General features: G+C 48.2%; 28 protein-coding genes and 6 pseudogenes. 23 read left to right on the top strand and 11 right to left on the bottom strand.

Annotated features, from left to right (window positions below; translation table 11 throughout):
- Positions 1–120 precede the first annotated feature (120 nt).
- The 12 genes and pseudogenes from EFA47_RS17805 (at position 121) to EFA47_RS17745 (ending at position 9,442) form a co-directional block, all read left to right on the top strand.
- Positions 121–318: a hypothetical protein gene (locus tag EFA47_RS17805; protein WP_009249963.1), complete on the top strand. Its 198-nt coding sequence runs from the start codon at positions 121–123 to the stop codon at positions 316–318.
- 5 nt (positions 319–323) lie between these two features.
- Positions 324–1,988: a recombinase family protein gene (locus EFA47_RS17800; protein ID WP_122644337.1), complete on the top strand. Its 1,665-nt coding sequence runs from the start codon at positions 324–326 to the stop codon at positions 1,986–1,988.
- Positions 1,989–2,079: 91 nt separating this feature from the next.
- Positions 2,080–2,163 (top strand): annotated as a pseudogene (locus EFA47_RS17795) (Maff2 family mobile element protein); the annotation flags it as partial.
- 85 nt (positions 2,164–2,248) lie between these two features.
- Positions 2,249–2,512 (top strand): annotated as a pseudogene (locus EFA47_RS17790) (VirB6/TrbL-like conjugal transfer protein, CD1112 family); the annotation flags it as partial.
- 71 nt (positions 2,513–2,583) lie between these two features.
- A complete protein-coding gene (locus tag EFA47_RS17785) occupies positions 2,584–2,916 on the top strand; it encodes a transposase (RefSeq protein ID WP_072524275.1) in 333 nt (110 codons plus the stop codon).
- Complete coding sequence (locus EFA47_RS17780) at positions 2,913–3,821, top strand: IS3 family transposase (protein WP_072524276.1); 909 nt, start codon at positions 2,913–2,915, stop codon at positions 3,819–3,821. The genes EFA47_RS17785 and EFA47_RS17780 overlap by 4 nt, the downstream gene beginning before the upstream one ends.
- Positions 3,822–3,870: 49 nt before the next feature.
- Positions 3,871–4,467, top strand: a pseudogene (locus tag EFA47_RS17775) (VirB6/TrbL-like conjugal transfer protein, CD1112 family); the annotation flags it as partial.
- A 10-nt stretch (positions 4,468–4,477) separates the two neighbouring features.
- A complete protein-coding gene (locus tag EFA47_RS17770) occupies positions 4,478–5,026 on the top strand; it encodes an MT-A70 family methyltransferase (RefSeq protein ID WP_002604480.1) in 549 nt (182 codons plus the stop codon).
- 1 nt (position 5,027) lies between these two features.
- Positions 5,028–5,420, top strand: coding sequence for a PrgI family protein (locus EFA47_RS17765; protein ID WP_002604479.1), 393 nt, complete (start codon positions 5,028–5,030; stop codon positions 5,418–5,420).
- Positions 5,380–5,643, top strand: a pseudogene (locus EFA47_RS17760) (VirB4-like conjugal transfer ATPase, CD1110 family); the annotation flags it as partial. The gene EFA47_RS17765 and the pseudogene EFA47_RS17760, both read left to right, overlap by 41 nt.
- Before the next feature lie 237 nt (positions 5,644–5,880).
- On the top strand, positions 5,881–9,228 hold the full coding sequence (locus EFA47_RS17750; protein ID WP_002584961.1) for a YodL domain-containing protein: 3,348 nt from the start codon (positions 5,881–5,883) through the stop codon (positions 9,226–9,228).
- Between the two features lie 4 nt (positions 9,229–9,232).
- Positions 9,233–9,442, top strand: coding sequence for a transposon-transfer assisting family protein (locus EFA47_RS17745; protein WP_002584960.1), 210 nt, complete (start codon positions 9,233–9,235; stop codon positions 9,440–9,442).
- 201 nt (positions 9,443–9,643) lie between these two features.
- On the opposite strand, the gene EFA47_RS17740 is transcribed toward EFA47_RS17745, so the two are convergent.
- The 3 genes from EFA47_RS17740 to EFA47_RS17730 all read right to left on the bottom strand — a co-directional run bounded on the left by EFA47_RS17740 (position 9,644) and on the right by EFA47_RS17730 (position 11,826).
- On the bottom strand, positions 9,644–10,978 hold the full coding sequence (locus tag EFA47_RS17740; RefSeq protein ID WP_002584959.1) for a relaxase/mobilization nuclease domain-containing protein: 1,335 nt from the start codon (positions 10,976–10,978) through the stop codon (positions 9,644–9,646).
- On the bottom strand, positions 10,939–11,268 hold the full coding sequence (locus EFA47_RS17735; protein WP_002584958.1) for a plasmid mobilization protein: 330 nt from the start codon (positions 11,266–11,268) through the stop codon (positions 10,939–10,941). Before EFA47_RS17735 ends, EFA47_RS17740 begins: the two co-directional genes overlap by 40 nt.
- 201 nt (positions 11,269–11,469) lie before the next feature.
- A complete protein-coding gene (locus tag EFA47_RS17730; RefSeq protein WP_002584957.1) occupies positions 11,470–11,826 on the bottom strand; it encodes a helix-turn-helix transcriptional regulator in 357 nt (118 codons plus the stop codon).
- Positions 11,827–12,224: 398 nt separating this feature from the next.
- Between EFA47_RS17730 and EFA47_RS17725 the strand changes: the two genes are divergently transcribed.
- The 6 genes from EFA47_RS17725 (at position 12,225) to EFA47_RS17695 (ending at position 16,930) form a co-directional block, all read left to right on the top strand.
- Positions 12,225–12,410 carry a cysteine-rich KTR domain-containing protein gene (locus EFA47_RS17725; protein WP_003431289.1) on the top strand — a complete coding sequence of 62 codons (186 nt, stop codon included), beginning with the start codon at positions 12,225–12,227 and terminating at the stop codon, positions 12,408–12,410.
- A 16-nt stretch (positions 12,411–12,426) separates the two neighbouring features.
- Positions 12,427–13,410, top strand: a complete 984-nt coding sequence (rlmN, locus tag EFA47_RS17720; protein ID WP_002584956.1) for a 23S rRNA (adenine(2503)-C(2))-methyltransferase RlmN — start codon at positions 12,427–12,429, stop codon at positions 13,408–13,410.
- Positions 13,411–13,883: 473 nt separating this feature from the next.
- Entirely contained in the window at positions 13,884–14,321 is a 438-nt protein-coding gene (locus EFA47_RS17715; protein WP_002604474.1) for a sigma-70 family RNA polymerase sigma factor, read from the top strand.
- The gene (locus EFA47_RS17710; protein WP_002604473.1) at positions 14,305–14,547 is read left to right on the top strand and encodes a helix-turn-helix domain-containing protein; all 243 of its coding nucleotides are present in this window, start codon (positions 14,305–14,307) and stop codon (positions 14,545–14,547) included. The genes EFA47_RS17715 and EFA47_RS17710 overlap by 17 nt, the downstream gene beginning before the upstream one ends.
- A gap of 458 nt (positions 14,548–15,005) precedes the next feature.
- Complete coding sequence (locus EFA47_RS17700; protein WP_002604472.1) at positions 15,006–15,179, top strand: transposon-encoded TnpW family protein; 174 nt, start codon at positions 15,006–15,008, stop codon at positions 15,177–15,179.
- A gap of 77 nt (positions 15,180–15,256) precedes the next feature.
- Entirely contained in the window at positions 15,257–16,930 is a 1,674-nt protein-coding gene (locus tag EFA47_RS17695) for a recombinase family protein (protein ID WP_002604471.1), read from the top strand.
- A gap of 7 nt (positions 16,931–16,937) precedes the next feature.
- On the opposite strand, the pseudogene EFA47_RS17690 reads toward EFA47_RS17695, so the two are convergent.
- The 5 genes and pseudogenes from EFA47_RS17690 to EFA47_RS17670 all read right to left on the bottom strand — a co-directional run.
- A pseudogene (locus tag EFA47_RS17690) lies at positions 16,938–17,081 on the bottom strand (recombinase family protein); the annotation flags it as partial.
- Between the two features lie 146 nt (positions 17,082–17,227).
- Positions 17,228–17,422, bottom strand: a complete 195-nt coding sequence (locus tag EFA47_RS17685) for a hypothetical protein (RefSeq protein WP_002334813.1) — start codon at positions 17,420–17,422, stop codon at positions 17,228–17,230.
- A 72-nt stretch (positions 17,423–17,494) separates the two neighbouring features.
- On the bottom strand, positions 17,495–18,439 hold the full coding sequence (gene mobV, locus EFA47_RS17680; RefSeq protein WP_008395975.1) for a MobV family relaxase: 945 nt from the start codon (positions 18,437–18,439) through the stop codon (positions 17,495–17,497).
- Between the two features lie 183 nt (positions 18,440–18,622).
- Positions 18,623–19,018: a replication initiator protein A gene (locus EFA47_RS17675; protein ID WP_008395976.1), complete on the bottom strand. Its 396-nt coding sequence runs from the start codon at positions 19,016–19,018 to the stop codon at positions 18,623–18,625.
- A gap of 111 nt (positions 19,019–19,129) precedes the next feature.
- Complete coding sequence (locus EFA47_RS17670) at positions 19,130–19,543, bottom strand: cysteine-rich VLP domain-containing protein (RefSeq protein WP_044930679.1); 414 nt, start codon at positions 19,541–19,543, stop codon at positions 19,130–19,132.
- 481 nt (positions 19,544–20,024) lie between these two features.
- Between EFA47_RS17670 and mtnN the strand changes: the two genes are divergently transcribed.
- From mtnN to EFA47_RS17650, 4 genes are all read left to right on the top strand, one after another.
- A complete protein-coding gene (gene mtnN, locus EFA47_RS17665) occupies positions 20,025–20,720 on the top strand; it encodes a 5'-methylthioadenosine/S-adenosylhomocysteine nucleosidase (RefSeq protein WP_008395978.1) in 696 nt (231 codons plus the stop codon).
- Between the two features lie 43 nt (positions 20,721–20,763).
- Positions 20,764–21,564: a helix-turn-helix domain-containing protein gene (locus EFA47_RS17660; protein ID WP_008395979.1), complete on the top strand. Its 801-nt coding sequence runs from the start codon at positions 20,764–20,766 to the stop codon at positions 21,562–21,564.
- A gap of 36 nt (positions 21,565–21,600) precedes the next feature.
- Positions 21,601–22,116, top strand: coding sequence for a hypothetical protein (locus EFA47_RS17655; protein ID WP_015573183.1), 516 nt, complete (start codon positions 21,601–21,603; stop codon positions 22,114–22,116).
- Positions 22,117–22,289: 173 nt separating this feature from the next.
- On the top strand, positions 22,290–23,156 hold the full coding sequence (locus EFA47_RS17650) for an aminoglycoside 6-adenylyltransferase AadE (RefSeq protein WP_001255868.1): 867 nt from the start codon (positions 22,290–22,292) through the stop codon (positions 23,154–23,156).
- A 619-nt stretch (positions 23,157–23,775) separates the two neighbouring features.
- Here the strand turns inward: EFA47_RS17650 and EFA47_RS17635 are convergent.
- The 3 genes and pseudogenes from EFA47_RS17635 to EFA47_RS17625 all read right to left on the bottom strand — a co-directional run.
- Positions 23,776–23,895 (bottom strand): annotated as a pseudogene (locus EFA47_RS17635) (helix-turn-helix transcriptional regulator); the annotation flags it as partial.
- 83 nt (positions 23,896–23,978) lie between these two features.
- Positions 23,979–24,323 carry a winged helix-turn-helix domain-containing protein gene (locus tag EFA47_RS17630; protein ID WP_235853304.1) on the bottom strand — a complete coding sequence of 115 codons (345 nt, stop codon included), beginning with the start codon at positions 24,321–24,323 and terminating at the stop codon, positions 23,979–23,981.
- 155 nt (positions 24,324–24,478) lie between these two features.
- Entirely contained in the window at positions 24,479–24,676 is a 198-nt protein-coding gene (locus EFA47_RS17625; protein ID WP_087200800.1) for a nucleic acid-binding protein, read from the bottom strand.
- Positions 24,677–24,907: 231 nt separating this feature from the next.
- On the opposite strand from EFA47_RS17625, the gene EFA47_RS17620 reads away from it, so the two are divergent.
- Entirely contained in the window at positions 24,908–26,221 is a 1,314-nt protein-coding gene (locus EFA47_RS17620) for a sensor histidine kinase (protein WP_087200802.1), read from the top strand.
- The last annotated feature ends 135 nt before the right edge of the window (positions 26,222–26,356 follow it).

Raw genomic sequence — 26,356 nt, 5'->3', positions numbered from 1 at the left:
AGTAATAAATAACCCAACCGCCAGACAGAGATTGTTTTCGAGGTTTTCCCGCGCCCGTTGCCGGACTTCGTTGCCGACCCTCTCCTGTCTGGCTTATTTCATTTATGGAGGTAACTGCCTATGGCAAAAAACAAAACTGAAATCCATGTCACAACGGTATTTGACGGCGAACTGGACGCTACGGACGTTTTCGTGAGCCTGATTGCACAGAAATACAGCCAGAGAAATGATAAAGAATATCTTGCGAAAAAGCAAGATTTGGGATATAATAAAGACAAGGTTCAGAGTGACCGTGTTCCGTCTGGATTGTGCGGGTAACGGTTATGATGAACGGATTTGAATATGCAGGCATGGACATGGTACTGGCAAGCAGCTTCCGGGCGGCTATCTATTGCAGGCTTTCCAAGGACGATGACCTTGACGGGGAGAGCGCCAGTATCGCAAACCAGCGGGCTATGCTGGAAACCTACTGCGAAAAGCAGGGATGGGAGGTTGTTGCAGTCTATCAGGACGATGGCTACACGGGGCTGAACATGGAGCGCCCCGACCTGAAACGGATGTTGAAAGCCATCGAGCGCAGGCAGATAAACCTTGTGGTCACGAAAGACCTATCCAGACTGGGTAGGAATTACTTGCAGACCGGCTTCCTGATTGAAGATTTCTTCCCCCGCAACGGCGTGCGGTATATCGCCATGAATGACGGTATCGACACCATGCGGGACAACAACGACATTGCGCCGTTCAAGAACATCCTCAACGAGATGTACAGCAAGGACATTTCCAAGAAGGTTCATTCCTCTTATCTGCTGAAAGCGCAGAAAGGCCAGTTTACCGGCTGCCTTGCCCCCTTCGGCTACCGGAAAGACCCGGAGGACAAAAACCATCTGCTGATTGATGAGGAAACGGCCCCCATTGTCCGGCGTCTGTTTGCGTGGGCGCTGGAAGGACACGGCCCCAACTACATCCGGCGCAGGCTGGAAGAAGAAAAAATCCCATGCCCGACCTACTGGAACCGGGTGCGGGGCTTTCGGAACGTGTCAACCAAGTGGGAAAAGAAAGACCCGGTCAACGGGCGGTATATGTGGGACTTCTCCGTGATTAAGGACATCCTGATGAACCCCGTCTACACCGGCGCTATCGCTTCCCAGAAGAAGGAATACCGCTTCAAAATCGGCACCATCGGGGAGAAGAAGCCGGAGGACTGGATTGTAGTGGAGAACCAGCATGAGCCGCTTGTTGACCGCAAGACCTTTGACATCGTGCAGCGCAAGCTGAAATCCCGGCAGCGCCCCCGCCAGACCGGGGAAATCAGCCTGTTTGCGGGGCTTATCAAGTGCGGCGAGTGTGGAAAGTCACTGACAATCCGCTACACCAACGACAAGCACCCGAAGCAGATTTATTCCTGTAAAACCTACAATGCCTACGGCAAGCAGCACTGTACCCAGCACCGGGTTGAGTACGACACCCTTTACAGCCTTGTGCTGAACAAAATCCGGGAGTGCGCCAGAGCCGCCCTGATGGACGGGGAAGCCGTTGCCGGGAAGCTGACCGACACCTGCGAAGCCGAGCAGAAAGGCCAGCGGGAAGCATTGGAGCGTTCCCTTACCAAAGACGAGGAACGGATTGACGTTCTGGAAAAGATGGTGCTGCGGCTGTATGAGGATATGGTTGCCGGGCGTATCAGCGAAGCGAACTTCAATCTGCTGATGGAAAAGACACAGGCGGAACAGGCCGAGTTGAAGGCAAAGGTTGAGGAAGGCCGGAAGAAGCTGGCCGATGAAATCCGGCTTGCGTGTGACGCCCGCCAGTGGGTGGAAGCCATTCAGGAATACGCCGACATCACGGAACTGGACGCCGCCACCCTTAACCGCCTGATTAAAGAAATCGTTGTCCATGAGAGCATAGACAGCGATAAGACAAGACACATTTCTATCGAAATTCATTTCAATCTCAAACCCATCCCGGAGGTGGAGCAGGTCACGGCCTGACCTGCCCCCGCCGGGGCGGTTCTTAAAAACTCCATAGATATTTCTTGACACGCCGCCGCCCGCCATCGAGCCGTTTTCCTACACCTATTTGGGGATAAAACAGTTGATGGCGGGCGGCGGCGTTGCCCTTATCGGCCTTACCCTTGTCCCGCTGCTCTCCGGCCTGTTTGGATAATGCCACAAACTAACACTACCCGCCGCGCTCTCCCGCTTCACGCGGGAGGGCGCGGGAAAGGAGGGATTAGCTTTTGATATGGCAGATGATTGAAGATTGGTTTCGCGGCATTTTGACAGACGGAATACTCTCTAATCTCTCCGGGCTGTTCGACAGCGTAAATACAGAGGTTGGAGAAATCGCAACGCAAGTCGGCACAACCCCCGCCGGGTGGAACGCGGGCATATTCAATATGATACGCAGCCTATCGGAAAACGTCATTGTGCCGATTGCGGGCGTTATCATTACCTTTGTCATGTGCTACGAACTAATCCAGCTTGTAATTGAGAAAAACAATCTGCATGGTGTGGTATAAAAAAAGTTGACAGCTTATTCTCAAGGATTTCATAATAAAACCAAGAGAATAAGGAGGTATTCAAAGTGGCACGTAAATATGACCATGAATACAAAGTACAGGCAGTGAAACTTGCCAAAGAAATCGGCGGCGCTAAGGCTGCTAAAGAATTAGGAATCCCTGAAGGAACCATCCATACATGGCTGAAAGCTGTAAGAGCTGGTAAGCTGGATGTTGGGGAAGGTTCCCATACCCCTGCCAGTGCAATGAGCCTGTCAGAAGAAATTACCATGCTGCGTAAGCGGGTGAAGGAGCAGGATAAAGAAATCCGCCGCCTGAAGGAAGAAAATGAATTTCTGGAGGAAGCCAGCGCTTTTTTCGCCGCCAGCCGTCGGAAGTCAGCAAAAACCAGAGAATGATCTTTCTCGCTTTGAAAACAGAGGACGGCAGGATTACCGGAAAAATTTCATTTTATTGCCGGATGCTTGGTATCAGCCGGCAGGGCTTCTATAAATATCTCGCAAACAAAGACCGTCCATGGAAGTACCAGGATCTGGCGGATGCCATGAAAGAAATCATCAGTGAGGATGAATGTAACGATACTTATGGACGGATCCGGATGTATCAGGCGCTGTTGCTGAAGCAGCCGGAGGGCGTACATATACCCAGTGAACGGACCGTATACCGGGTTATGGATCAGATCGGCCTGAGCCATCGGCCAAAGAGAAAGCCGAATGGACTTACAAAGGCAGACCGGGAAGCCATGAAATCGGATGATCTGTTGAAGCGGGATTTCCATTCAGATGCCCCATTAGAAAAATGTATTACAGATATCACGGAGATTCCGGCGCGCAATGGGAAACTGTATGTATCTGCGATTTTCGACTGCTTTGATCTTAGCGTCCTCGGTCTGTCAATGGGGACAAACATGAAAGCAGATCTGTGTATCCAAACACTGGAAAATGCCCTGACTGCATATCCCGCATTGGAAGGAGCGATCATCCACAGTGACCGTGGGACACAGTATACCAGTGAGTCTTACCGCCAGACCATCCGGGAGCACCACATCCACCAAAGCATGAACAGTGCAGGAGGACGCTGCCATGATAATGCACGCTGTGAGAGTATGTGGGCCAGAATGAAGACAGAGCTCCTTTATGACCGCTATGACACAAGGCAGATGACGGTAGAGGAATTAAAGGCGCTCATTTGGAGATACTTCCTCAGCTACTGGAATAACCGGAGGATCTGCTCTGCCAATGGCGGGCTTCCTCCCATGATAAAACGCAGACAGTATTATGAGGATTTGGAACTGGTAGCATAGTCAGTGATATCCTTGAAATAAATGTGTCAACTAATCTTGACAATATCAGCACGATCTCGACACTTGGATTTTCTTCAAGTGGATTTTCAAAACCTTTGTTGCGGTGCTGCTGGTAACAAATACTTGGAACATCGTCATGGGCGTATTTGACATTACACAGAGCGTCGTCAACGACAGCGCGGGCGTTATCATATCCGACACAAGCATAGATATTGCAACCGTTATCACCGATATAGAAGCAAAGCTGGACGCTATGAGCGTCGGCGGGCTTTTGGGGCTATGGTTTCAATCACTCTTTGTGGGGCTTACCATGAAAGCGTTGTCTATCTGTATCATGCTGGTGGTGTACGGGCGCATGATTGAAATATACCTTGTAACGAGTATCGCCCCTATCCCCGTTGCGACAATGGTAAATCGTGAATGGGGCGGCATGGGACAGAACTACTTAAAATCCTTGCTTGCCCTCGGTTTTCAGGCTTTTCTAATTCTTGTGTGCGTCGGTATTTATGCGGTTTTGATACAGACAATCGCAGCAACCGATGACATATCCGGCGCGATCTGGTCTTGCATGGGCTATACCGTCCTCTTGTGTTTTACGCTTTTCAAAACGGGAAGCCTTGCAAAATCCGTATTCAGCGCGCATTAAGGGGGTGCAGATGAAGAAATACAAAATCATTTACGCCGATCCCCCTTGGAGATACGCGAGAAGCAAGGTACAGGGCGCAGCGGAAAAGCACTATCCCACTATGAGTATTGAGGAACTTTGCGCTTTACCCGTCAAAGAAATTGCGGATAAGGACTGTATTTTATTCCTATGGGCGACGTTCCCGCAGCTTAAAGAAGCGTTGCAGTTAATCAAGGCTTGGGGATTTACCTATAAATCCGTTGCCTTTGTATGGTTAAAGCAAAATCGGAAATCGCCCACTTGGTTTTATGGCTTGGGCTTTTGGACGCGAGGAAATGCGGAAATCTGCTTGCTTGCTACCAAAGGACACCCGAAGCGACAATCAAACAAGGTACATCAATTTATTATTTCCCCTGTTGAGCAGCACAGCAAAAAGCCGGATATAACGCGGGAAAAGATACTTGCCCTTATGGGCGACCTACCGCGTATTGAACTGTTTGCAAGGCAGCATACCCCTGGTTGGGACGTATGGGGAAATGAAATCAAAAGCGACATACGGTTTGCCGGAAAGGAGGTTTGAAATGGCGTATGTAACCGTCCCAAAGGATTTAACCAAAATCAAGAGCAAGGTAATGTTCAACCTTACCAAAAGACAATTACTCTGTTTCGGCGCGGCGGTGGCTATCGGGCTACCGCTATTCTTTTTGACAAAGGACAGCGCGGGAACGACAACGGCGGCTTTGTGCATGGTGCTTGCCATGCTGCCCATGTTCCTACTCGCTATGTACGAGAAGAACGGGCAACCGCTGGAAGTGATTATACGGCAATTTGTGGAAGTGAAGTTTCTTCGCCCCAAAGAGCGACCTTATCAGACCAACAATTTTTATACCGCCCTTGCGCGGCAGGAGCGATTAGATAAGGAGGTACGGGCGATTGTCAAAGGAAAAGGGAAAGACCCAAAACAAAAAGCGTAAACTTACGCGGCAGGAAAAGAAACAGATCGACGCGCTTATCCGGCAGTCAAAGGGCGACGGGAAGCCCCATACGGCGCAGGACAGCATACCGTTTGAACGAATGTATAAGGACGGGATTTGCCGCCTTGCAAACGGGCGGTATTCCAAGTGCATTGAGTTTGAAGATATTAACTATCAGCTTGCGCAGCCGGACGACAAGACCGCCATTTTTGAAGCCCTTTGCGGCGGGCAGCAACCGGGCGAAATACTGCCCCGATTGCGCGGCAAAGATACGCCGCAGACAGAAAGCCCAAAGCGAGAGAAACAGGCGTTTACGGATAAAAACAACTACATAGCAAGCACAGCAAACGAGTACCCGTTTGCGAGAAATGCCCGCGCTTCCCATAGAGAGCGCGGGCATTTTGCTTGTTGGGATAGTCCCAAACCCTTATATGACCGAGAAAGGACGTGATGAAAGAATATGCCGTATTCCTCATACGACCATGACAAATTAGAAGCCGCCGAAACCATGCGGATAGAACGCCGGATATATTTTGAAGCAAAGGACAGGGAGATTGCCCCTTATGCTTCCTTGCCGATTGCGCAGCTACTTTCCATGCGCAGCGAAAGCGCGGCGGCAGAACAGGCGATTTTTGACGACCTTAAAGAACGCGCCGCCGCATGGGAAGAACAGGCGGGAAGAACGCTTTTGCTGGATAAAACACTTGAATATGTGAGAACGCCGCACGTCCAGCACACCGCTAACGAGTGGCAGACCACCGAGCATAACCGCCATATTCGCAGCAATCGGGTATATCAGATGAATTACTACATTTACGAGAATACCCGCTACGACAAAGAAGCGCAGAAATCTATCCCGTATTCATGGACGCTTACATGGAGCGTGCGCACCAACAGCCCAAGCAGAACCCAAGCGAAGATTGCCGGACAAGATAGAAAGGTTTTCACCGACAAGGCAGCTATGGAAAAGTATCTGAATGGGCGTATCAAAGCGTATGACCGCTTGTTTACGGAAATCTCCCCGCCTATCCCGCAGGAGTACGCCGACTATTTCAAAGTAAACGGTATGCTCATGCCGGACTACACCATAGAGGGCGAAGAACCCCCGCAGCAGCAACAGGCGGCAGCTATCCCCGAAAATACCGGGCAGGAAAAGGAGCGTGAACACATGAGCGAACAGTTTTCTATTATGATAGGCAACCGCAGCCGCTTTGACGCGGGCGACCCCGGCGGCTATTGGTTGGATATGCCCGCCACAAAGGAGCAGTTGCACGAAGCTATGCGGAACGTCGGCATTACCGCCGACAACCCGCAGGATTTTTCCATTCGCGGCTATTCCGACGACCCGGAGAAACATATTGCCTTGCCTTATGAAATGGTATGCGCCGCCGACGTGGACGAACTCAATTTTCTTGCGGCGCGGCTCGAACAGCTTGACCCCGCCGAGGTTGGCAAGCTGAACGCAGCTTTGCAGCAGAAAAACGGGCTTGCAAATATTGGACAGGTAATTGACTTCACCTACAACGTGGATTTTTACGTCCATATCCCCGAAGTACATAACTACCACGATTTGGGCGACTATTACTTAAATCAATCCGGCATGGTACAAATGCCCGAAGAATGGAAAGGCGGCATTGACCTTTCTACTTTTGGCAGGAACGCTGCCGCGCAGGAAAAAGGCGCGTTTACCGAGTACGGCTATATCGTGGAAAGCGGCGACGAGTGGGAACGGCAGTTTGAGGGGCGCGAAGTGCCGGAAGAATACCGCATTATGAGTTACCCGCAGCCGGAGCGCGGCGAACAGGACAAAGCCTATATGGACGCAGCCGAAACGCAGCAAGCAGACGCACAGGCCGCAGAGCCGCAGCAGCCCCGCCCCGTCGTCCCCATTATCCTTACTTCCGAAAAGCCCGCCGAAAAGGTAAAGGAGATCACCGCGCGTTTGGAACAGGGCGTACAGGCGATTTTTGACAGCGACCGCTACAAAGAGTTTCTAACCGCTATGTCAAAGTTCCATGATTATAGTTTGAATAACACTATCCTAATTGCTATGCAGGGCGGCAATTTGGTAATGGGCTTCCGTCAATGGGAAAAGGAGTTTGACCGCCATGTAAAGAAAGGCGAGAAAGGCATTAAAATCTTTGCCCCCGCGCCCTACAAGGTGAAAAAGCTGGTTGATAAAATCGACCCCGAAACGAGAAAGCCCATGCTTGACCGCGAGGGAAAAGTGGTAAAGGAAGAAAAGGAAATCACCGTCCCCGCCTTTAAGGTTATAACCGTCTTTGATATTTCGCAGACCGAGGGCAAGGAGTTTCCCGACCTTTCCGTTAAACCGCTGCTTGCCGATGTGGAGCAGTACGAGGATTTTTTCGCCGCCCTTGAAAAAGCGTCCCCCGTCCCGATTGCATTTGAGCAGATCACAAACGGCGCAAATGGGTATTTCAGTTTGACCGACAAGCGTATTGCAATCAAAGAGGGCGTGAGTGAATTACAGGCGGTAAAGACCGCCATTCACGAAATCGCCCATGCGAAGCTGCACGACGTAGACTTAAACGCCCCGCCGGAGCAGCAAAACCGCGTTGACCGCCATACCTGCGAGGTAGAAGCGGAAAGCGTCGCTTATACGGTTTGCCAGCATTTCGGCCTTGATACTTCCGATTACTCTTTCGGCTATGTGGCTGGTTGGAGCAGCGGCAAGGAAATGACCGAGTTAAAAGCGTCCCTTGAAACAATACAGACCACCGCAAAGGAACTCATTACCGAGATTGAGGGGCATTTTACCGAGTTGCAGCAGCAGCGGCAAGCCGAGCAGGAGCAGGGCGATACCTTTTCCATTTATCAGTTAAAGCGCGGGGACGAAACAAGGGACTTGCGCTTTGAGCCTTATGACCGTCTGCAAGCGGCTGGACTTACCATTGACCGGGTAAATTATGAACTCGTCTATACTGCACCGCTTACAAAGGATATGACGCTGGGCGACATTTGGGAAAGGTTTAATATCGACCACCCCGCCGACTTTAAGGGGCATAGCCTTTCCGTTTCCGACATTGTTGTGCTTCATCAGAACGACGAGGACACCGCCCACTATGTAGACAGTATCGGTTTTCAGCAAGTGCCGGAGTTTTTGCAGGAGCAGCAGACCCCCGTATTTGACAAGCTGCCGCCCGAACAGCAGCAAGCCTTGTCCGACACCGTACAAGACACTTTGCAAATGCTGGTTGACGCAGACAAGCGGATTTATGGCGACGTTACGGGCAAGACCCTTGAAGCAATCGCGGCGCAAGGATATTCCTACAAGGACGGGCAGCTTGAAAAGCAGCAGCCGGAAGCGACCCCCGACAGCCTTTTGACGGGTGAAACCGTTAGAACGCCGAGGGGCAATTTTCATATTACCGATATGAGCCGTGAACAGATCGAAGCGGCGGGATTTGGTTTTCACCATGCGTCGGAGGACGGGAAGTATCTCATTATGGGGAATGGCACACAGGCTTATGCCATAGCCGCCGAGCAGCCGCAGCGGGATAATCCCTTAAAGCACGTCGAGGACACCATAGAGCAGAACGACAACAATTTTGACGGGCTTATCAACAATACGCCGCAAACGCCCACCGTTGCAGATTTTGAGCAGCGGGCAAAGGCGGGGGAAGCGATTTCCGTTACCGACCTTGCAAAAGCGGTAAAAGCCGAGAAACGGGAACAGCCGCAGAAAAAACCGTCCATTTTGAAGAAGCTGGACGAATACAAGAAACAGGCGGCGCAGCAGCCGAAAGATAAACAGAAAGAGCATAAAAAGGATTTGGAGGTTTGATAGCATGAATACCCGCTTTACCATTGAGGAAGAAAACATTGTTGCGATCTACGCCGAGGACAGCCGGGAAACAACGCTTGAAAATATCCTTGCCGCCATGCCCTACATGGACGAGGATATGCGCCAGCTTGCCGCCGCAGCGGTGAACAAGCTGCAAGCCATGACGGACAGCGAGTTTTCCGAAAGGGAGTTTATCTTGACCGACGAGGAATAGCCCATAGAGAACAGGGGCGCGGTTGCCGATTTCCGGCACCGCGCCCCTGTTCTTTTTTTGTCCTTGCGTGGACAATTAGAAAGCCGTTTTTGCGGGTTTGAATATACTTTATCGTCTATGTCGTTTTCATGCGCTGGAAGCCGCAGAAACACAGGCGTTTTCAGCCCTTAACATTCCACTTGCCACCCCATGTTTTGCGCCTTATCGCTCCTGCTCCCGCGCCCTGCTTTGGGACGGGTAAAGAATACTATCGACGTTCTTTTTGACAACGCCGTATTCCTGCATTTGCTTCTTGGCTTGCCGATAATCTTCATACAATTTGGTTTTCCTGTCGTTTAAGCTTCTATACTCCTTGCGCAGCGCGGCGAGATCGGGCAGCTTCTTTATCTGCATTTCCTTTAATGCCCTTGCCGCAGCTTCAAACAGGATAATTTCGCTTTCATGCCCCCGCAGATACTTTTCCTTGTCCGGCGATTTTCGGTATTCATCGTAAATCGGTTTTAACTGTCGGTATGTGGTGGTGTGCTTGATAAGCAGCGACAAATCAGACATACGCTGTTCCACTTCCTTAACCGCCTTTGCCGCCGCGTCATGAGCGGTCATAATATCGGCTATCTTGCTTTCAAGTTCGCTATAATACTCAATCTTGTTTTCGGTTAGGAAGTTCATGCTTTTAGCAGCCTGTTTCAGATTATGGATTTTTGCCCACCGTTCATAGCCCGCCGACTGTTGGGCTTTGATACTGTTTTCAAGATCGACGACAAGCCGGATTTTCTTATCTTCCCGCAGCGTTTTTGTTTTGGCAACATACACGCCCTTGATACGCTCCTTTATCGCTTCTTCCGTATAGGCCGCGCCGAGCGTCTTTGTGCGGGTAAACCGTTCCTGTCCGGCAGCGCGAAAGGAAATGTATTTGCCCTGTTTGATTTCATACCCCATTTCCTGCAAGCGGCGCAGCAGTTCGTCAAAATCTTTCACTTGGGGAATGAGAGTATCTATCGCCGTTTTCAGCTTTGCTTTGTAGCTTGTCCCTTGCTTTTCGGCGGTGTATTCTGCATAGCTTTTTCCCTTGTCCTGTCCCGGTACGACGACGGATAGCCCATGCTCTTTACATATCCTGTCGCTGGTGCGCCGGATAAAGTGATAGCTTTGCTTGTTGGAATGGTACTTTTTGTAGTCAACGAAGCTAACCGCGTTGAAAATCAAGTGATTATGCAGATGGTCTTTATCGACGTGAGTTGTCAAAACAAACTCATACTTGCCGCCTAATACCGCCCCGGCAAGTTCCATGCCGATTTTGTGCGCTTCTTCCGGTGTGGTTTCTCCCACCGCAAAGGATTGTATCAAGTGCCGCCCTAAATGTGTGCCGCGATCTCCGGCAGCTTCCCGCGTCCATGCAAACTCAATATCGGCGGTTTCCAGCCCGCAGCCGAAAGAGGACGCAAGCAGCTTCCCGTCTGTCTTTTCGGGATTTAAGATATAGTCTATCGCAGCCTTTAAGGTTGATTTAATAGGGTGCGTCTTTGTAACCGCCATATCTCGTCCACCGCCTTTTTAATGTCCTCTATATCCTGCCTGTAAACCGTCCCCGTCGCATTGGCGCGTTTTGCAATTTGGTTGATGTTCCGGCTCACCGCTTGCAGTTCCCGGATATATGCTTTTGTGTCGCTTCGGTCAACGACAAGAATATACCCGTCTATCGCCATTTTACGGAAGTATGCCCCATACTGCTTTATGGGAAGCTGCTTCATCTTCTCGTCGATCAGCCGCTTTTCTTCTTCCGTAACGTAAAACTTCATCTGTATATTTCTCTTTCGGTTTTCCATTTCCGCACCGCCTTTCGGTATAAGGGTTTGGGATTATCCCAACAAGCATTTTCCGCAAACGGGTACTCGTTTGCTGTGCTTGCTATCTACTCCATACCCCCACCGAAAGGCGGTATTTGTTGCGCGTTCCTTTGATTTTGGACGCAAAAAAAGATTGCAGCCGCCATGCGCTGCAATCTCCCGATTTCTCATATTGTGAGGTTAATCCTCTGCTTTTTCGACTTCCGTTATCTCCCTTGCTGTTGCGGTTACAATCCGTATGCCTTTATCGCTCATACCGTCCAGCAGCGCGTCAAGCTGCCGCCGCCCGGTGGATTTCTCCGCATTGCTGTTCGGGAAGAAAAATTGATCTACCGAAATATGATACCGGGTTACAAGGTCATAGAATACCTGTAAACTCGGCTGTTGTCCCTTGTTCTCGATATTCGCAAGGTAGCGCGGGGAAATATATAACTCGTCGCTTACCTTTTTGCGGCTCTCGCCGTATTCATTTCTCGCGGCTTTTATAGCTGCCCCGAAAGCCTTAAAGTCGTACAATGGTACGGGTCTTTTTGCCATTTTCATTCACCCTGTTACATTTTACAGTTCACCTTTCTTTTTGGATATGTCCACACAATTCATATCATTAGGTTAAATACTTCCTGTTGTGTATTGACAGTAGACTGATTTTCTGATAAAATAAAATTTATGTAAAAGGAGGCGGCGTTTATGTTGCATAGCATGCGTATTAGATAAGCATTGAAAAAAAGGATTTTCCCATTTTCAACATGGGCTTTTTTGTCATGCTTATTTTGCGGATGCTATACAAAAAACTAACGACGTATAGATATAGTATAGACATAGTGCAAGCTATGCCTTAGTTTTGTTGTACTGCTCTGTGCATTATAAATGCAGGTCAATGCTCATGTTGAGGATTGACCTGCATTTTTTTGTGTAAAAAGGACGAGTGAAATATAATGCTTAAAAAATATTGGATAAAATGTCCGATTTGTAACGGAAAGACGAGAGTTCAAGTATTTCATAATACTGTATTAAAAGATTTTCCTCTTTTCTGCCCTAAATGCAAATTGACGCATATCATTGATGTAGAAAAATTAGAGATTGTAATCAAAAATACAGAAAAACAAACTTTTATTATTTAGAAGAAAGGATATAAAAATGAAACGTTTACCTAAATATACGCCTGCGGAAGTACGGAATGATCCATACGGATTTACTTACAAAGAAATGTCGGAAGTTATTGGCGAGAATGAAGCAAAAGCCTTATATGAAGAATTATATAAGCAATTACCACGCAAAAAAAATCTATCAATGTTGGTAAAAAATATTTGCAAAAGCAGTGATACTGAAAAGTATGTTTACGAACTGAAAGACAACAAATACATTGAAACGGTTTTTATCAAGCGGCGAGATGGTGGAACTGTTTGCGTGAGCACACAAGTCGGTTGTCCTGTTGGTTGTATTTTTTGTGAGTCCGGGCGAAATGGCTTTGTTCGTAATCTAACATCGTCAGAAATCGTACAACAGATTATATTGTTGCGTCGAAAAGTAAACCGTATCGTTTTTATGGGTATGGGAGAGCCTTTATTCAATTATGACAACTTGATAAAAGCAATCCATATTCTCCGAGATAGATATGGGCTCAACTTTCCAACCGACGGCATTACCATATCAACAGTTGGTCCGGTCGATCAATTAAAAAAATTGCGCGAGGAACATCTTAAAATTCAGTTGACAATATCTTTACACGCAGCAACACAATCTGCAAGAAATCGTATTATTCCTCACATGCGCATATATGCTATTGAAGATGTTGTTAAGCAAGCCTTATCCTATTCTGAAAGGCATAATCGCAAAATTGTCTTTGCGTATTTGCTTTTACCGGGTATAAATGACCGGCCCTCAGATGTAAGACAACTTGCAAAATGGTTTCGGGGCAAAAAAGTTATGATTAACGTGTTACAATACAACCCAACAAGCAATTCAAGAATTAAAGCACCACAGAAACGGGAAATAGTTGCATTCAAACATCAATTAGAGCAAGCAGGACTTGAAGTTACTATGAGAGTTTCTCATGGCAGAGAGATTAACGCGGCTTGTGGACAGTTAGCTAACACATATAATAAATTCAAAAAAAAATGATTAAAAGTGCCAGACGCATAGACGCAGAGCCGATAACGCATTAGGTCAAAAAACCTATGTGTTATCGGCTTTTTTATTTAATATTGCGCAAAAGCCGCTGTTCCCTATTATAGAATGGATTGCGGGTAGTGTATTAAAGTCGCCCTTTTTTAAGGATACGGCGGTATCGGGGAGGTATCGCCGTGTCCATTTTTATTTACTGTAACCCGCCTAATGCTTTGCGGTCAAAAAAAGCTATGCTCCGCAAGCGGGATATTCCGGCTATGAATGTGAACTGTCAATACATTTAGCTACTGCTTACATTTCCTTTGCGCCCGTCCGCGTCTTGCGGACGGGCGCATTTTGCTTTTTTCAACTTTTTTCTGAAAAGCGCACTCAAGAGCCATCTCCCGAACGGGTACGGAGCGAAAGGGGCAGAGAGGACAAGCCCTTAACTCCCGTCCTCTACTCCACGCGGGAAGGAGGTGAACTCTATGGAGCTATCTTCTTCCGACAAGGAAAGAATACAACATCAGTACGACGCATTAGCAAAGAAAACTTTGGTCGGCGAAGCGAAAAGCCACCGCCGCACTCTTGCGAAACGCGCAGCACGCGAAGTTACTTTTTCGGATTTGAGCGAAAGCGAACTCGCGCAGCTTTTCACAACGGACGAATACGAAAGCGATTATTTCCGTTTTCAAGTGTCCGGCTTTGATGTACTCGTCAAAAATGAACTGCTTGCCGAAGCCCTTAACGCTTTGCCCGAAAGGAAACGCGACATTATCCTTTTGTCCTACTTCTTGGATATGAGCGACGCGGAAATTGGCGAACTGCTGAATGTTGTACGCACGACGGTTTTCCGGCACAGGAAATCCGCGCTTGCGAAAATCAAACAGTATTTGGAGGGAAAAGCAGATGATGAATACCGTTAGGAAGTCTGAAAATCTGTTGCCGTTCCCTGTCATTTCCGCAGCGGCAAACGGCGACACAACCGCCATGTGCGCGATCTTGAAGCACTACGAGGGTTACATAGCGAAACTTTGTACCCGCACGCTGAAAGACGACGCGGGCAATACCTATTCCTATGTGGACGAGGAAATGCGTAACAGGCTGCAAGTGCGCCTTATTACCCGCACCCTTGCTTTTCATGTAGGATAATCTTTTAGCCCATGCGGGGAGCGTGTCCCCTTTCCACGCTTCCCGTTATGGGCTATTTGTCGTTCCGCAAAAGCATATCCGCTGTTGATGTGCTTTTGCAGGCCGACAAAGCCTATTGTTCTTTGACAAAGAAAGCGGCCTTTGGTGCGCAGCATAACAGGCAAACGGGTACATTCCGTCTGTACCGAGCCAGTCGGCGGGTACGCCATGACAGCTTTTCCCCATAGGGGAAAAGCCGAGCGAGAACTACCGCGCCGTAAAACAGGTTTAGCAGCTTGTGGGCGACGACATACAAGGCGGCACAATGATACTCCCGCGTTGAACACCCTCAAAGTATTGCGCGGCGCACCCATAAGCATGGGCCGGGGTGAAACTCCCGTGAGGTTGCAGCTAACAACCGCCCGTTTTTGCCTTTTGACGAATATAGTTTATCCATACAGGAAAAGGAGGTTTTTCTAATGGATAAAAAACAGACAATTACAACCGAACGCAAAATAGGGAAAATCACCTATCTTGTTCAAGCGTTGCCGAGTGAAAAGGCAACCGATACAATCCATAAAAAGATTGAGAAACTCATTGTAAAGGATTTGCAGAAAAAGCCCGGAAATCCGGGATTTTTAGCGTCCGAGTAGTGCATTAGGCGGCGGGATATGGTATAATGATAGCAACACATTATACCTGTTTATTCGGCTGTCGGAAAGGAGGACTAATGTTACAGTCGAATAAAATCACCGCCCTTTACTGCCGTTTAAGTCAAGAGGATATGCAAGCCGGAGAAAGCGGAAGCATACAGCACCAAAAAATGATACTTCAACGCTATGCGGACGAACACCATTTTTTGAACACAAAGTTTTTTGTGGACGACGGATTTTCCGGCGTGAGTTTTGAGCGCGAGGGGCTGCAAGCGATGTTGCAGGAAGTGGAAGCCGGACGAGTGGCGACGGTCATTACCAAAGACCTTTCCCGTCTTGGCAGAAACTATCTGAAAACGGGCGAACTCATAGAGATTGTATTTCCCGAAAACGGAGTACGCTATATCGCGATCAACGACGGAGTTGACACAGCGCGGGAGGATAACGAGTTTACCCCCTTGCGGAACTGGTTTAACGAGTTTTACGCCCGCGACACAAGCAAGAAAATCCGCGCAGTTAAACAGGCACAGGCGCAAAAAGGCGAGCGCGTCAACGGGGAATATCCATACGGCTATATCCCAGACCCGAACAACCGCCACCACCTTATACCCGACCCGGAAACCGCGCCGATTGTCAAACAGGTTTTCGCTATGTTTGTTAGCGGCGTGCGTATGTGCGAAATCCAAAAATGGCTTGCGGAAAACAAAGTCTTGACGATTGGAGCGTTGCGCTATCAGCGTACAGGACAGGCGCGGTATCAGCGGGCAATGATCGCCCCCTATACTTGGCCGGACAAAACGCTCTATGACATATTAGCAAGGCAGGAATATTTAGGGCATACCATAACCGCGAAAACTCACAAGGTATCCTACAAGTCGAAAAAGACCCGGAAGAACGAAGAAGAACAACGCTATTTCTTCCCAAACACCCATGAGCCGCTTGTTGACGAGGAAACCTTTGAACTTGCGCAAAAGCGGATTGCTACCCGCCACCGCCCGACAAAAGCAGCGGAGATTGATATTTTTTCCGGCTTGCTGTTTTGCGCTGGTTGCAGACATAAGATGTATTACCAACAGGGCGTAAATATCGAGCCGCGCAAGTTTTCCTATTCTTGCGGCGCATGGCGCAACAGGGCAAGGACAGGCAGCGAGTGTACCTCTCATTATATCCGCAAAAACGTACTTCTTGATTTAGTGCTGGAAGATATGCGGCGGGTTTTGCGGTATGTTAAGGAACACGAACAGGACTTTATCTGTAAAGCTACCGAGTACGGCGACATGGAAGCGAGAAAGGCATTAGCGCAGCAGCAAAAGGAACTTTTCAAAGCACAGGCGCGTATGACCGAACTTGACACGCTTTTCCGCAAGCTGTATGAGGACAACGCATTAGGCAGACTGACAGATGAACGGTTTGTGTTTCTAACTTCCGGCTATGAGGACGAAAAGAAATCCCTTGCCGCAAGGATAGACGAGTTACAACAGCAGATCGCAACCGTTACCGAGCGAAAAAGGGATATATCAAGGTTTATTCAGATTGTCGGGAAATACAGCGACATACAGGAATTGACCTATGAAAACGTCCATGAGTTTATCGACCGTATTTTGATACATGAATTAGACCGGGAAACCAACACCCGGAAAATCGAAATCCATTATAGCTTTGTCGGACAGGTTGATACCGAGCAGGAGCCGACGCAAGTTGTCAACCATGACCGCCGCAACATGGTAGATGTAAAAAGTATCGCTATCTAACCCCAGCAAAGTTCGTCCCCGACCAGCCATCGTCCACATACTCACCGACTACATGAAGTCCCTGTTCCTTTGCGTACTGTTGCAGGATTGTCCGCTGTGTTTCAATGCTTACGCTGTCACCATAGTTTTCATCGTCCCGGCTCAATCTCATATAAAGCGCCGTGTTGTAAATCGTAGTATTGTAAGGTTGTTTCACCGTTAAAAATCCTCCTTCTTAAAGAAACAACCCACGCTTACAATACTTTTGCTCTATGGCAATTATATCATAAGCGTGGGCGTGTTATCAATGATGGGCTATCAGGTTGAAGCGGCTTTTTCTGCGGTATGCCGCACCACATCTACAATCAGATCACCGAGGGGCTTCCCGCCTGCGGCGAAGTGTTCGGAGATTTTTATACGGTTGTTCCCACATACAAAATACTGCGTGCCGTTCTCTGCTTGTATGACCTGCCCTGTCCGGGGCGTAAAAATATCGCTTTCGCTTTTTGCCATCCAGTGTCCTCCATATTCAGTTTTCAAGGTACAATGCCGCACAGGGGCGGCGAAAATTTCTGCTTATATCTATCACCTTTCCTTTACTGTGTGCCGCTGTTGCCGTTTCACCTGCGCCAGCACTTCCGGCGGGATACGGTCAACGAAATTGCGGAGATTGTGTAATTCGCTTTCCAGCGTTGCCCGTTCCATGCGGTCTTTCATCTTGCCTTGCTCACTGGCCTTTGCCCTTGCTTCCAGCTTTTTGTTTTCTTCCAGCAGGTCATTGATTGTGACCTTGTACTTTTTCAACTGCCCGGAGAAGTTCTCCATCTGCGGGAACCACTTTTTCAGCATGAAGAGGGCTTCCTCTTTTTTCTTTCCGGCGTTCAGCGGGTTAATGCCGTCAAGGGCGGCTTCAATGGCTCTGGCCTGTTTGGAGAGGGAAACCGCCTGTTTGAAAAGCCGGGTGGGGATATGCTTCCGGCCTGTCTTGCTGGCACTCTCCCCACGCTCCAAGTCGGGATATTTCACCACCATATAGGCGTGAAAATCGTCCTGCCACTTCGTCAGGTTTGCCCGGTTGCCGATAATCTCCTTTGCACACAGGCGGTTGTCCTTTGTCAGCGGAACAAAGGTCAAATGCAGGTGGGGCGTTTTCTCGTCCATGTGTACCACCGCCGACACGATATTTTCCCGTCCTACCCGGCCAATGAGGAAATCTGCCGCCCTTTGGAAGAACGCCTGTATCTCCTTTGGAGATTTCCCCTTGAAAAACTCCGGGCTGGCGGTTATCAGCGTATCGACAAACCGTGTGCTGTCCTTGCGGGTTCGGCATCCGGCCTGCTCGATACGGCTCTGAATGAAGTGGTAATAGCGTCCCTCCGGCTTGACGATATGGAAATTGTATTTGCTCCGGCTTGTGTCAATGTCGGGGTTACTGGCGTATTGTTCTTTCTGCCTTTCGTGATGGGCTTCCAGCGGCCTTGCCGGGTTGCCCTTGTGCTTCTCAAACCGCAAAATTGCGTGTTGTGCCATTCTGCTCCTTTCCCCATTCCTTTCCTATCCTGGGTTTTCCACAGGGAAAATCCTGCCAGAATTATCTCTGATACGATAGGAATGGAATGGATATAAATAAATCATTTTAATCTTTGTATTTCTATATACCGTCCGGTTTTCGTACTTTAGGGGGGCGGTTTCCGTACTTCAAGGGTACGGTTTTCAGTCCTCCGGCGTACCAGAACGGGATTTCTTGAAGTCGGTGTTTGGAACCGCTTCATAGGATTTTGGAAAAATGCGGTTGGGTTTTCCACAGCCCTGCTTCTGGATCTCCACCAGTCCGGCGTATTGCAGTTCCCGCAGGGTGTTCACCGCTTTCTGCCGCCCACAGTGGAGCAGGTCAACCACTTCGCAGATAGGGTAATACAGGAAAATCCGTCCGCAGTCATCCGCCCACCCATTCTTGCGGGATAACTCTGTCCGGCGCAGGATAAAGGTGTACAGAACCTTTGCCTCGTTAGACAGGGGCTTGAATGTGGGGGCTTCAAAGAGAAAATTCGGGAGCCGGGTGAAGCTGAACGCCTTTTCCGGCTGATGAATGTAAATCGTGTTTGTCATATCGTGTTTTGTGGACGGTTAGAAGCCCGTTTTCCGGGGCGGGCGATACTTTATACCACCTGCCCCGGTTTGGGGCTTGCGGAGCCTAATAAATCAAGGCTTTTTTCGCTCCTAACTGTCCACAGCAGACCTCCTTTTCCGTTCACTTTCTGTTTTCTGCCGCCTGTGAACTCTGGCGGCACAGCCGGGGCAGTATTTTGCCCGGTTGGATTTGGGGACGAACACACCGCCGCAGACCACACAGCGTTTCAAGTCCTTATCCCGGAAAATCTCCGCTTCCAGCGTCCCGTCCAGCGGCAAGACCGCCCAGCGGAACCACTTACAGCAGACCGAGAAAGAAACTGTCTGCGGGCAGGTGCAGGTGTCCCCATCATCAAGGACAATGCAGTTGCCGTCCTCACAGCAACAGCACTCCTGGCGTATCAGGCTGGCCGCCTGTTTCCTTTGCGCCGGTGTCATGCGGTAAAGGGAACCGTCCGGCCTGCGTTCCAGCGGCGGCAAGTCTTTATAGGGGTTATCTCTCATGCGTTCCCTCCATTTTGCTTTCCGTTGCCGTTCTCCCCGAAAAGGTTTCTTGCCCCATGCCTGCGGCGTGTTCCCAACAGGGGCCCCCGCAAAGTCGTCAGACTTTGTGGGGAGAGGAGCCGCAGCGGAGCGAGTGAGCTTTCGCCCTCTGGCGGAAGCGAATGATACGCAGCTTGCGGCGACGAGGCACGCTCCCCGCAACTTCGGGACAACTTGTCCCGAAGTGACCTCTGGACAAAGTGTCCAGAAGCTGGCTCCTTGCAGTGCTTCCCCAGCCGGGGTATTCCTTTTTGGACGGTCATTCTGTTTTCAAGGTGCTGTCCATCGATGAACTACCCTAAGTCTACACCTAAATGACCGCCCGTCCCGTATATCCGAAAGGTAGGAAATCGGCTTAAAAAACAGGCTATTTCCGTGCTCTCGGAATTATGGTAAAATAAACATAAAAATTGGCTTTCAAGCCATAGGAGGACAATAATCTATGAAAATCGGAATTTTATGTGCGGGTGACGAAGAACTCGCCCCATTTTTGCCCTTGATAAGCAACTGTAAGATAACGGAAAAAGCTATGCTGAAATTCCATGCTGGACAGATTGATAGTGTAGAAGTTGTCGCCCTGTTTTCCGGCGTGTGCAAAGTAAATGCCGCCATAGCCGCTCAGCTTTTGATAGATGTATTTTGCGTGGATATAATTATCAATTCAGGGACAGCGGGCGGTATGGAGCCAGAACTTGAAATATTCGATACAGTTATCTCCACAGAAGTTTGTTACCACGATGTAGCGCCAGACATTTTAACGGAATTTCATCCGTGGATGAATTCTGTGTTTTTTGTGGCAGACCCAAAGCTGATAGATATGTCAAAGTCTGCTGTTGACAAGCTTTCAACTTCTGGAAAGGTAGTTTGGGGCCGTATGGTAACGGGAGAATCGTTTATAACCGATGAGAGCCGGCAAAAAATAAACGATGAATTTGCTCCCTTGACGGTTGACATGGAAACTGCCAGTATCGCTCATGTCTGCTATGCAAATGACATACCGTTTATCGCCATTCGGTGTGTGACCGATACTGAAAAACACAGCGGAGTTGATAATTTTGACGGAAACTGTGCAAAAGCATCAAGTATTGCCAAAGATATTACGGTTGCTTTATTAAGAGAAATCAAAAAGTCGTGGTAAGATTGGATGATATTTTAGAACAGAGGACAGAGGGGGGGAGAGTATGGCCCTAACTATTCAAGAACGACTAAAAGACCTGCGTGTGGAGCGTGGCTTGACGCTGGAACAGCTTGCGGAACAGACGCACCTCTCCAAATCTGCGCTTGGCAGCTATGAAGCGGACGAGTATAAGGACATCAGCCACTATGCCCTTATTGAGTTAGCAAAGTTTTACGAAGTGACTGTTGATTATCTGCTGGGCCGTTCCCAAACAAAAAATCACCCAAACGCCGATCTTGCAGACCTGCGTTTGAGCGACGATATGATTGAACTATTGAAAAGCGGGCGGGTGGACAATTCCCTCTTGTGTGAACTGGCGACCCACCCGGATTTTCCCCGGCTCATGGCCGACCTTGAAATCTATGTGAACGGCGTAGCGGGAAAGCAGGTGCAGAGCGCAAACGCCATTGTGGACGCTGTGAGTGCAACGATTATGAAACAACACAATCCCGGCTTGACTGACCCACAGCTGCGACAGCTTATCGCCGCCCATATTGACGATGACAGCTTTTGCCGCTATGTGATACAGCAGGACATAAACAAGATAGCCTTCGACCTGCGGGAAGCCCACAAGGACGATTTTTTCAGCGTCCCGGAGGACAATCCTCTGGAAGATTTTTTGCAGACCGCAGAGGAAACCACCAGAGAGGACAGCGACCCGGAGCAGGCGGCTATGGCATTTATCTGTAAGCGGCTCAAGCTGAACTATGGGAAACTGTCAGAGGAAGAAAAGAAGTGGTTGAAAAAGATTGCACAGAAATCGGATTTGCTGAAAAATCCAAAGCCGCAGCGGGGACGCAAGTAAGAGAATAATAAATCAGATTATATGGAGGTATTGGTTATGAAAAAGTGGTTACTGATAATTTCAGCGACTGTTATTTGCGTTGCTGCCGCTTTTTTATATTTCTTTAGTTTAACTCCCAAAGGAGATACCATTACCAGCAGAGAAAGCATATTGAACACCGCAATTTCAAAAGGGAATGAATGGACTATCGCAAAAGAACTGGAACTTGGCGGTTATATCGTGAGTGGAGCATACAGTACAGATAATAAATCTACACTTGCTATCTTTGAACCAACAGGAAATGGAGACTACAAATTTAGTACATCAACAAACCGAAATAGTGATGAGATTATTGTCGGTGGCGTTGCAATAAACGGAGAATGGTATGATTTAATTTGGTTTAATGGTGCTAAAACAGAGTATGCTGAAATCACTTATACAATAAATGGACAAGTGCAAGATACATTGAGATACAACACAGATGATATGGATATTATCTCAATTAAAAACCCAGAAAAAGAGTATTCCATTCATGTGGCTTACTATGACAATGATGGAAATAAATACGAATAAATTGTTTTTCATCGAGAAAATAGCAAAGCCAGCCGAGCCAGTCAACGGTCAAGATGAACGGCGCATTTCATGCGCCGCCGTTGACAGTCCCGCCCGTCTTTGCTAAAGGGTAATCAAGGCGGGAAAGCCCTAAAATGGCTTCACACCTATTTCAATAATTGGAGGAGATAAAAATGAGATCAGAAAAGGAAGTTTATGATATTGTTTTGAATTTTGCAAAAACAGACAAACGCATTCGCATGGTTACTTTGGAAGGATCTAGAACAAATACAAATATTCCGCCTGATGATTTTCAGGATTTTGATATTACTTTTTTTGTTACGGATATGGACAGCTTCACAAGTGATGATAAATGGCTAGATATATTTGGTGAAAGGTTGATTCTGCAAAAGCCGGAAGATATGGAATTATTTCCAGCTGTAGAAAAGGGATTTTCATATTTAATGCTGTTTACTGATGATGTTAAGATAGATTTAACTTTGCTGCCGCTGGAACTGATAGACGAGTATTTTACATGGGATAAACTGGTAAAGTTACTGTTGGATAAAGACAACCGTATCGTAAAGCCGCCAATACCAACGGATATAGACTACCACTTGCAGAAGCCTACTCAAAGAATGTTTGACGATTGCTGTAATGAATTTTGGAATACTACAACATATGTAGTAAAGGGCTTATGCCGCAAAGAAATTCTTTTTGCTATTGACCATATGAATGATATAGTACGAAAAGAATTGCTTCGCATGATTTCCTGGCTGATTGGTATCAAACAGGGATTTCATTTCAGTTTGGGAAAAAACTATAAATTTATGAAGCAATATGTCCCAGAGGAATTGTGGGAACGACTTATGTCTACTTATAATATGGATTCCTATCCCCATATGTGGGAATCCTTTGAACAATGTATGGCATTGTTCCGGGAGGTTTCGTCAGAAGTGGCATGCCAGTTGGATTACCAGTATCCACTATATGATGAAAAAATCAGTAATTATGTGATTCGGCAAAAGAAAAAATATGGCATTGAAGATGATAACAAATAAAATTTTTTCAATCGAAAAAATTTATTTTGATTATTCAATTTTGAAAAACTGAATACCTCAAAATCAGAAAGAGCGCGGCCAAGCACTTTGAGGGATTGGCCGCCTTGTCCACCCATCCAGCGGGGCGGCGGGCGGCGGTCAAGGCCGGGTGTAACCCCGTTCATTTCAGCCTTGACGGTTGCCCGCTGTCCTGCTACTTTTCCGGGAGTGTGGCCACAACTTCGGGACACTTTGTCCACAAGTCGGAGCGTAGGACGAGGGACGGGGGCTTTCATATACGCCCTGTCTGCTGATGAAACCAGACCTGCGCTTGCGGCTCCACGCCACGCAAGCACAGCCCTGTTTTCTTGCCGCTTCAAATCTTGCCGCTTCAAATGCCCTTGCCCTCCCCGGCGGCAACGGCATTTTCACGACAACGCCGACAGAGCGTATAACACACTACACTTTGCTTCGCAAAGTCGTGTGCCAAATGGGGGCGTTGCCCCCTTTGGAAACCCCCACAAGAAAAGGCGATATGCTACCCCTCCACGGGGCGCATACCGCCTTTTCTTGTTATCCAGCCCTCCGGCTGTATTGGTTGAGCAAAAGTCAGCGTGGGATTGGTGTGGTATCTTTATCTAAGTGAACCCCCTTTCTCCCATTTCGATATGGTCTGTCTTACGACATTCAGCCTGTTGGCAAGTTCTTCCTGTGACAGCCCTTTTGCTTTTCGTAAATTCTTAATATTTTCATTCAACATAGCCTGTGCCTCCTTTGTTTTGATATAGTCATTAAACATCAAAAACGCCGTTGCCACAAGCAACGCAGATTAACATGTTAAAATTACGCCTCCGGAGTCTCATTAAACCGGTATCCCATGCCCGGAACGGTCTGGATATATTCCTCACGGGTATGCGCTTTGAGTTTCTTCCGGAGGCTGGAGATGGTGCAGTAAACTGCCCCTTTTATATTTACCGGCTCTTCCTTCCATACAGCCTGATAGAGTTCTTCCTGGCTGACGATCCAGCCGGGATGCGCTGCCAGATAGCACAACGCAGAAAATTCCAAAGGAGATAAAGGGAGGTCCTTTCCGTTTATCGTTACCTGCCGCTTCTGAGGAAGGATTGTTAAGCCGGATGCCTGTATCTGCTGTCGGTCCTCTTTTTCTGCAAGCTCTATGACAGGCATATCTGCTGAAAGTGCAGCGACAATGTGACGAAACAGTTCTTCCTCTTTCTCTTCAAATAAAATGATCAGCGCCTTCCCATTTACATCCCTCCCTCATCTGCGGTTTATTCATATTCCCGCAGCCGGTCTACAATAGAATGTACTTTCTTTTGGGTTTAGCCCAGCTTGCTGACATCCTCCAGATAGATAGAAACTTCCCCACATTTGGGGCAGATGGCAACTTTGGGTTTCCCGATCCTGCCGCCAAACAGTTTGGACTCATCGGAAGAGAGGATGATCCCATATCCCGCACCCTCGATCTTTACTGCACAGTCCTCTTTCATTTCGCTTCCGCAACGGATACATTTTCTCATTTTCATACACCTCACAATTTCTTTGCTTTTGGTTTCCCATGTTTCTTTTTACAAGAGGTTTCTCCTCTGCTATAATTATAATGCTTTATGGTATGTTGCCGACAAAATAGTAATAAACGCACGGGAACGGCGAAAAAACGCTCTGATCTTGAACCAGAGAATCGCTTTTTATGAATAAATGCAGCAAGGGCTTAGAGCCGCCTGCAAATCTGATGGAAGGAGCCAAGAGTCATGGAAATCCTGGCGACGTGTATCCTATCTCTTCTGAGTGCCTGTTCTTACCTGCTTCCGGTAAGTTTTTTTCTTCCATGCAGGCTTTCAAAGAAGGAGAAATGGATCCTGTTTTTGATCTTTTTGGGGAGTATTCTCCTGATCCAGTGGAAACTGGGAAATATTGGCGTGATTGTGCTGCTCCTTTTGGGAGGGCTTTACATCGCATGGATCGATGAGAACCGCTTCCTGAATGTCAGCACTTTTATCGGGACCTATCTTTTCTGTGTGGTCTGCGATTACCTGCTGACCCTGGTATGGGAGCCGGTGAGCCGCCGGATCTTCGGGAGCATCGGCACATACGGAGCCAGTCTCCTGTATGTTCTGCTCTATCTTCTGATACTGGCAGCCGTCTGCCCGGTACTTTCCAGGCTGCTCCACAGGCTGATGGGGAAGATAAACCGGACGCTGCCCCGTCAGCTTACGGTCCTCATATCCATCAACCTGGTATTCTGCCTGCTGATCTTTCTTTTTAATATTGCGGTGGGGGAATATATCGGCTACAGCCGACCGGTCATTCTGTTTAACTGCTTTCTCTTTGGGTGCTACTTTGTGATCAGCACCGTGCTGATCGTCAATATTATCCGCTCCCGGATAGAAAACATGGACCTGCAGATGAAGCAGGACGCTTATCAGAGACTGCAGGAGTATACGGGACAGGTGGAAGCCATGTATTCCTCCCTGCGGGCGTTCAAGCATGACTATAATAATATCATGCTGACTCTCTCCGGGTATATGGAGTCCGGCGATATGGAAGGGCTAAAAGCCTATTTTAACCGGGAGATCGCACCCATGAACCAAAAGCTGTTTACGGCCACATCCCGTCTCAACCAACTGATCCATATCAAGATTACGGAATTGAAAAGTATCGTTTCCGCCAAACTTCTGTATGCGGCGGAACTGAACATCAATGTAACCGTAGAGATTGAAAAGGAAATCAGCAGCGTTCCCATGGGAACGGTGGACTTGTGCCGTGTGGTCGGCATTTTCCTGGATAATGCCATCGAGGGGGCACTGGAAACGGAGAAGCCGGAGATACGGATGGCCGTTCTGGATGAGGCGGAAGAGGTTGTCTTTATCATTTCCAACAGTTTTCAGGATACCGGTCTGCCCCAGGCGTCACTGCGGCAGGCGGGAACGACGACCAAGGGGAAAAACCGGGGGATCGGCCTCTATAACGCAAAGGAAATCCTCAGCGCTTATGACCGGATCTTCTGGGATACGGAAGTACGGAATGGACAGTTTATCCAGTGCCTCCGCATGAAGAAACAGTAAGATTTCCAGAATAACCGTGGGCCTTGATGAAGGAAGGCTGCGTTTATGATCGGATACGTAGCGTATTTTACTTTTTCACAGGAGCTGCGGGAGGCTGTGCTAGAATATCAGTATAGACACGAAGGGAGAGGAACA

Origin of the sequence: Luxibacter massiliensis, assembly GCF_900604355.1 — a bacterium.
Taxonomy (GTDB): Bacteria; Bacillota; Clostridia; order Lachnospirales; family Lachnospiraceae; genus Luxibacter; species Luxibacter massiliensis.
Note: the sequence above shows the minus strand (reverse complement) of the source record. Positions and strands in the feature narration are given on the sequence as shown.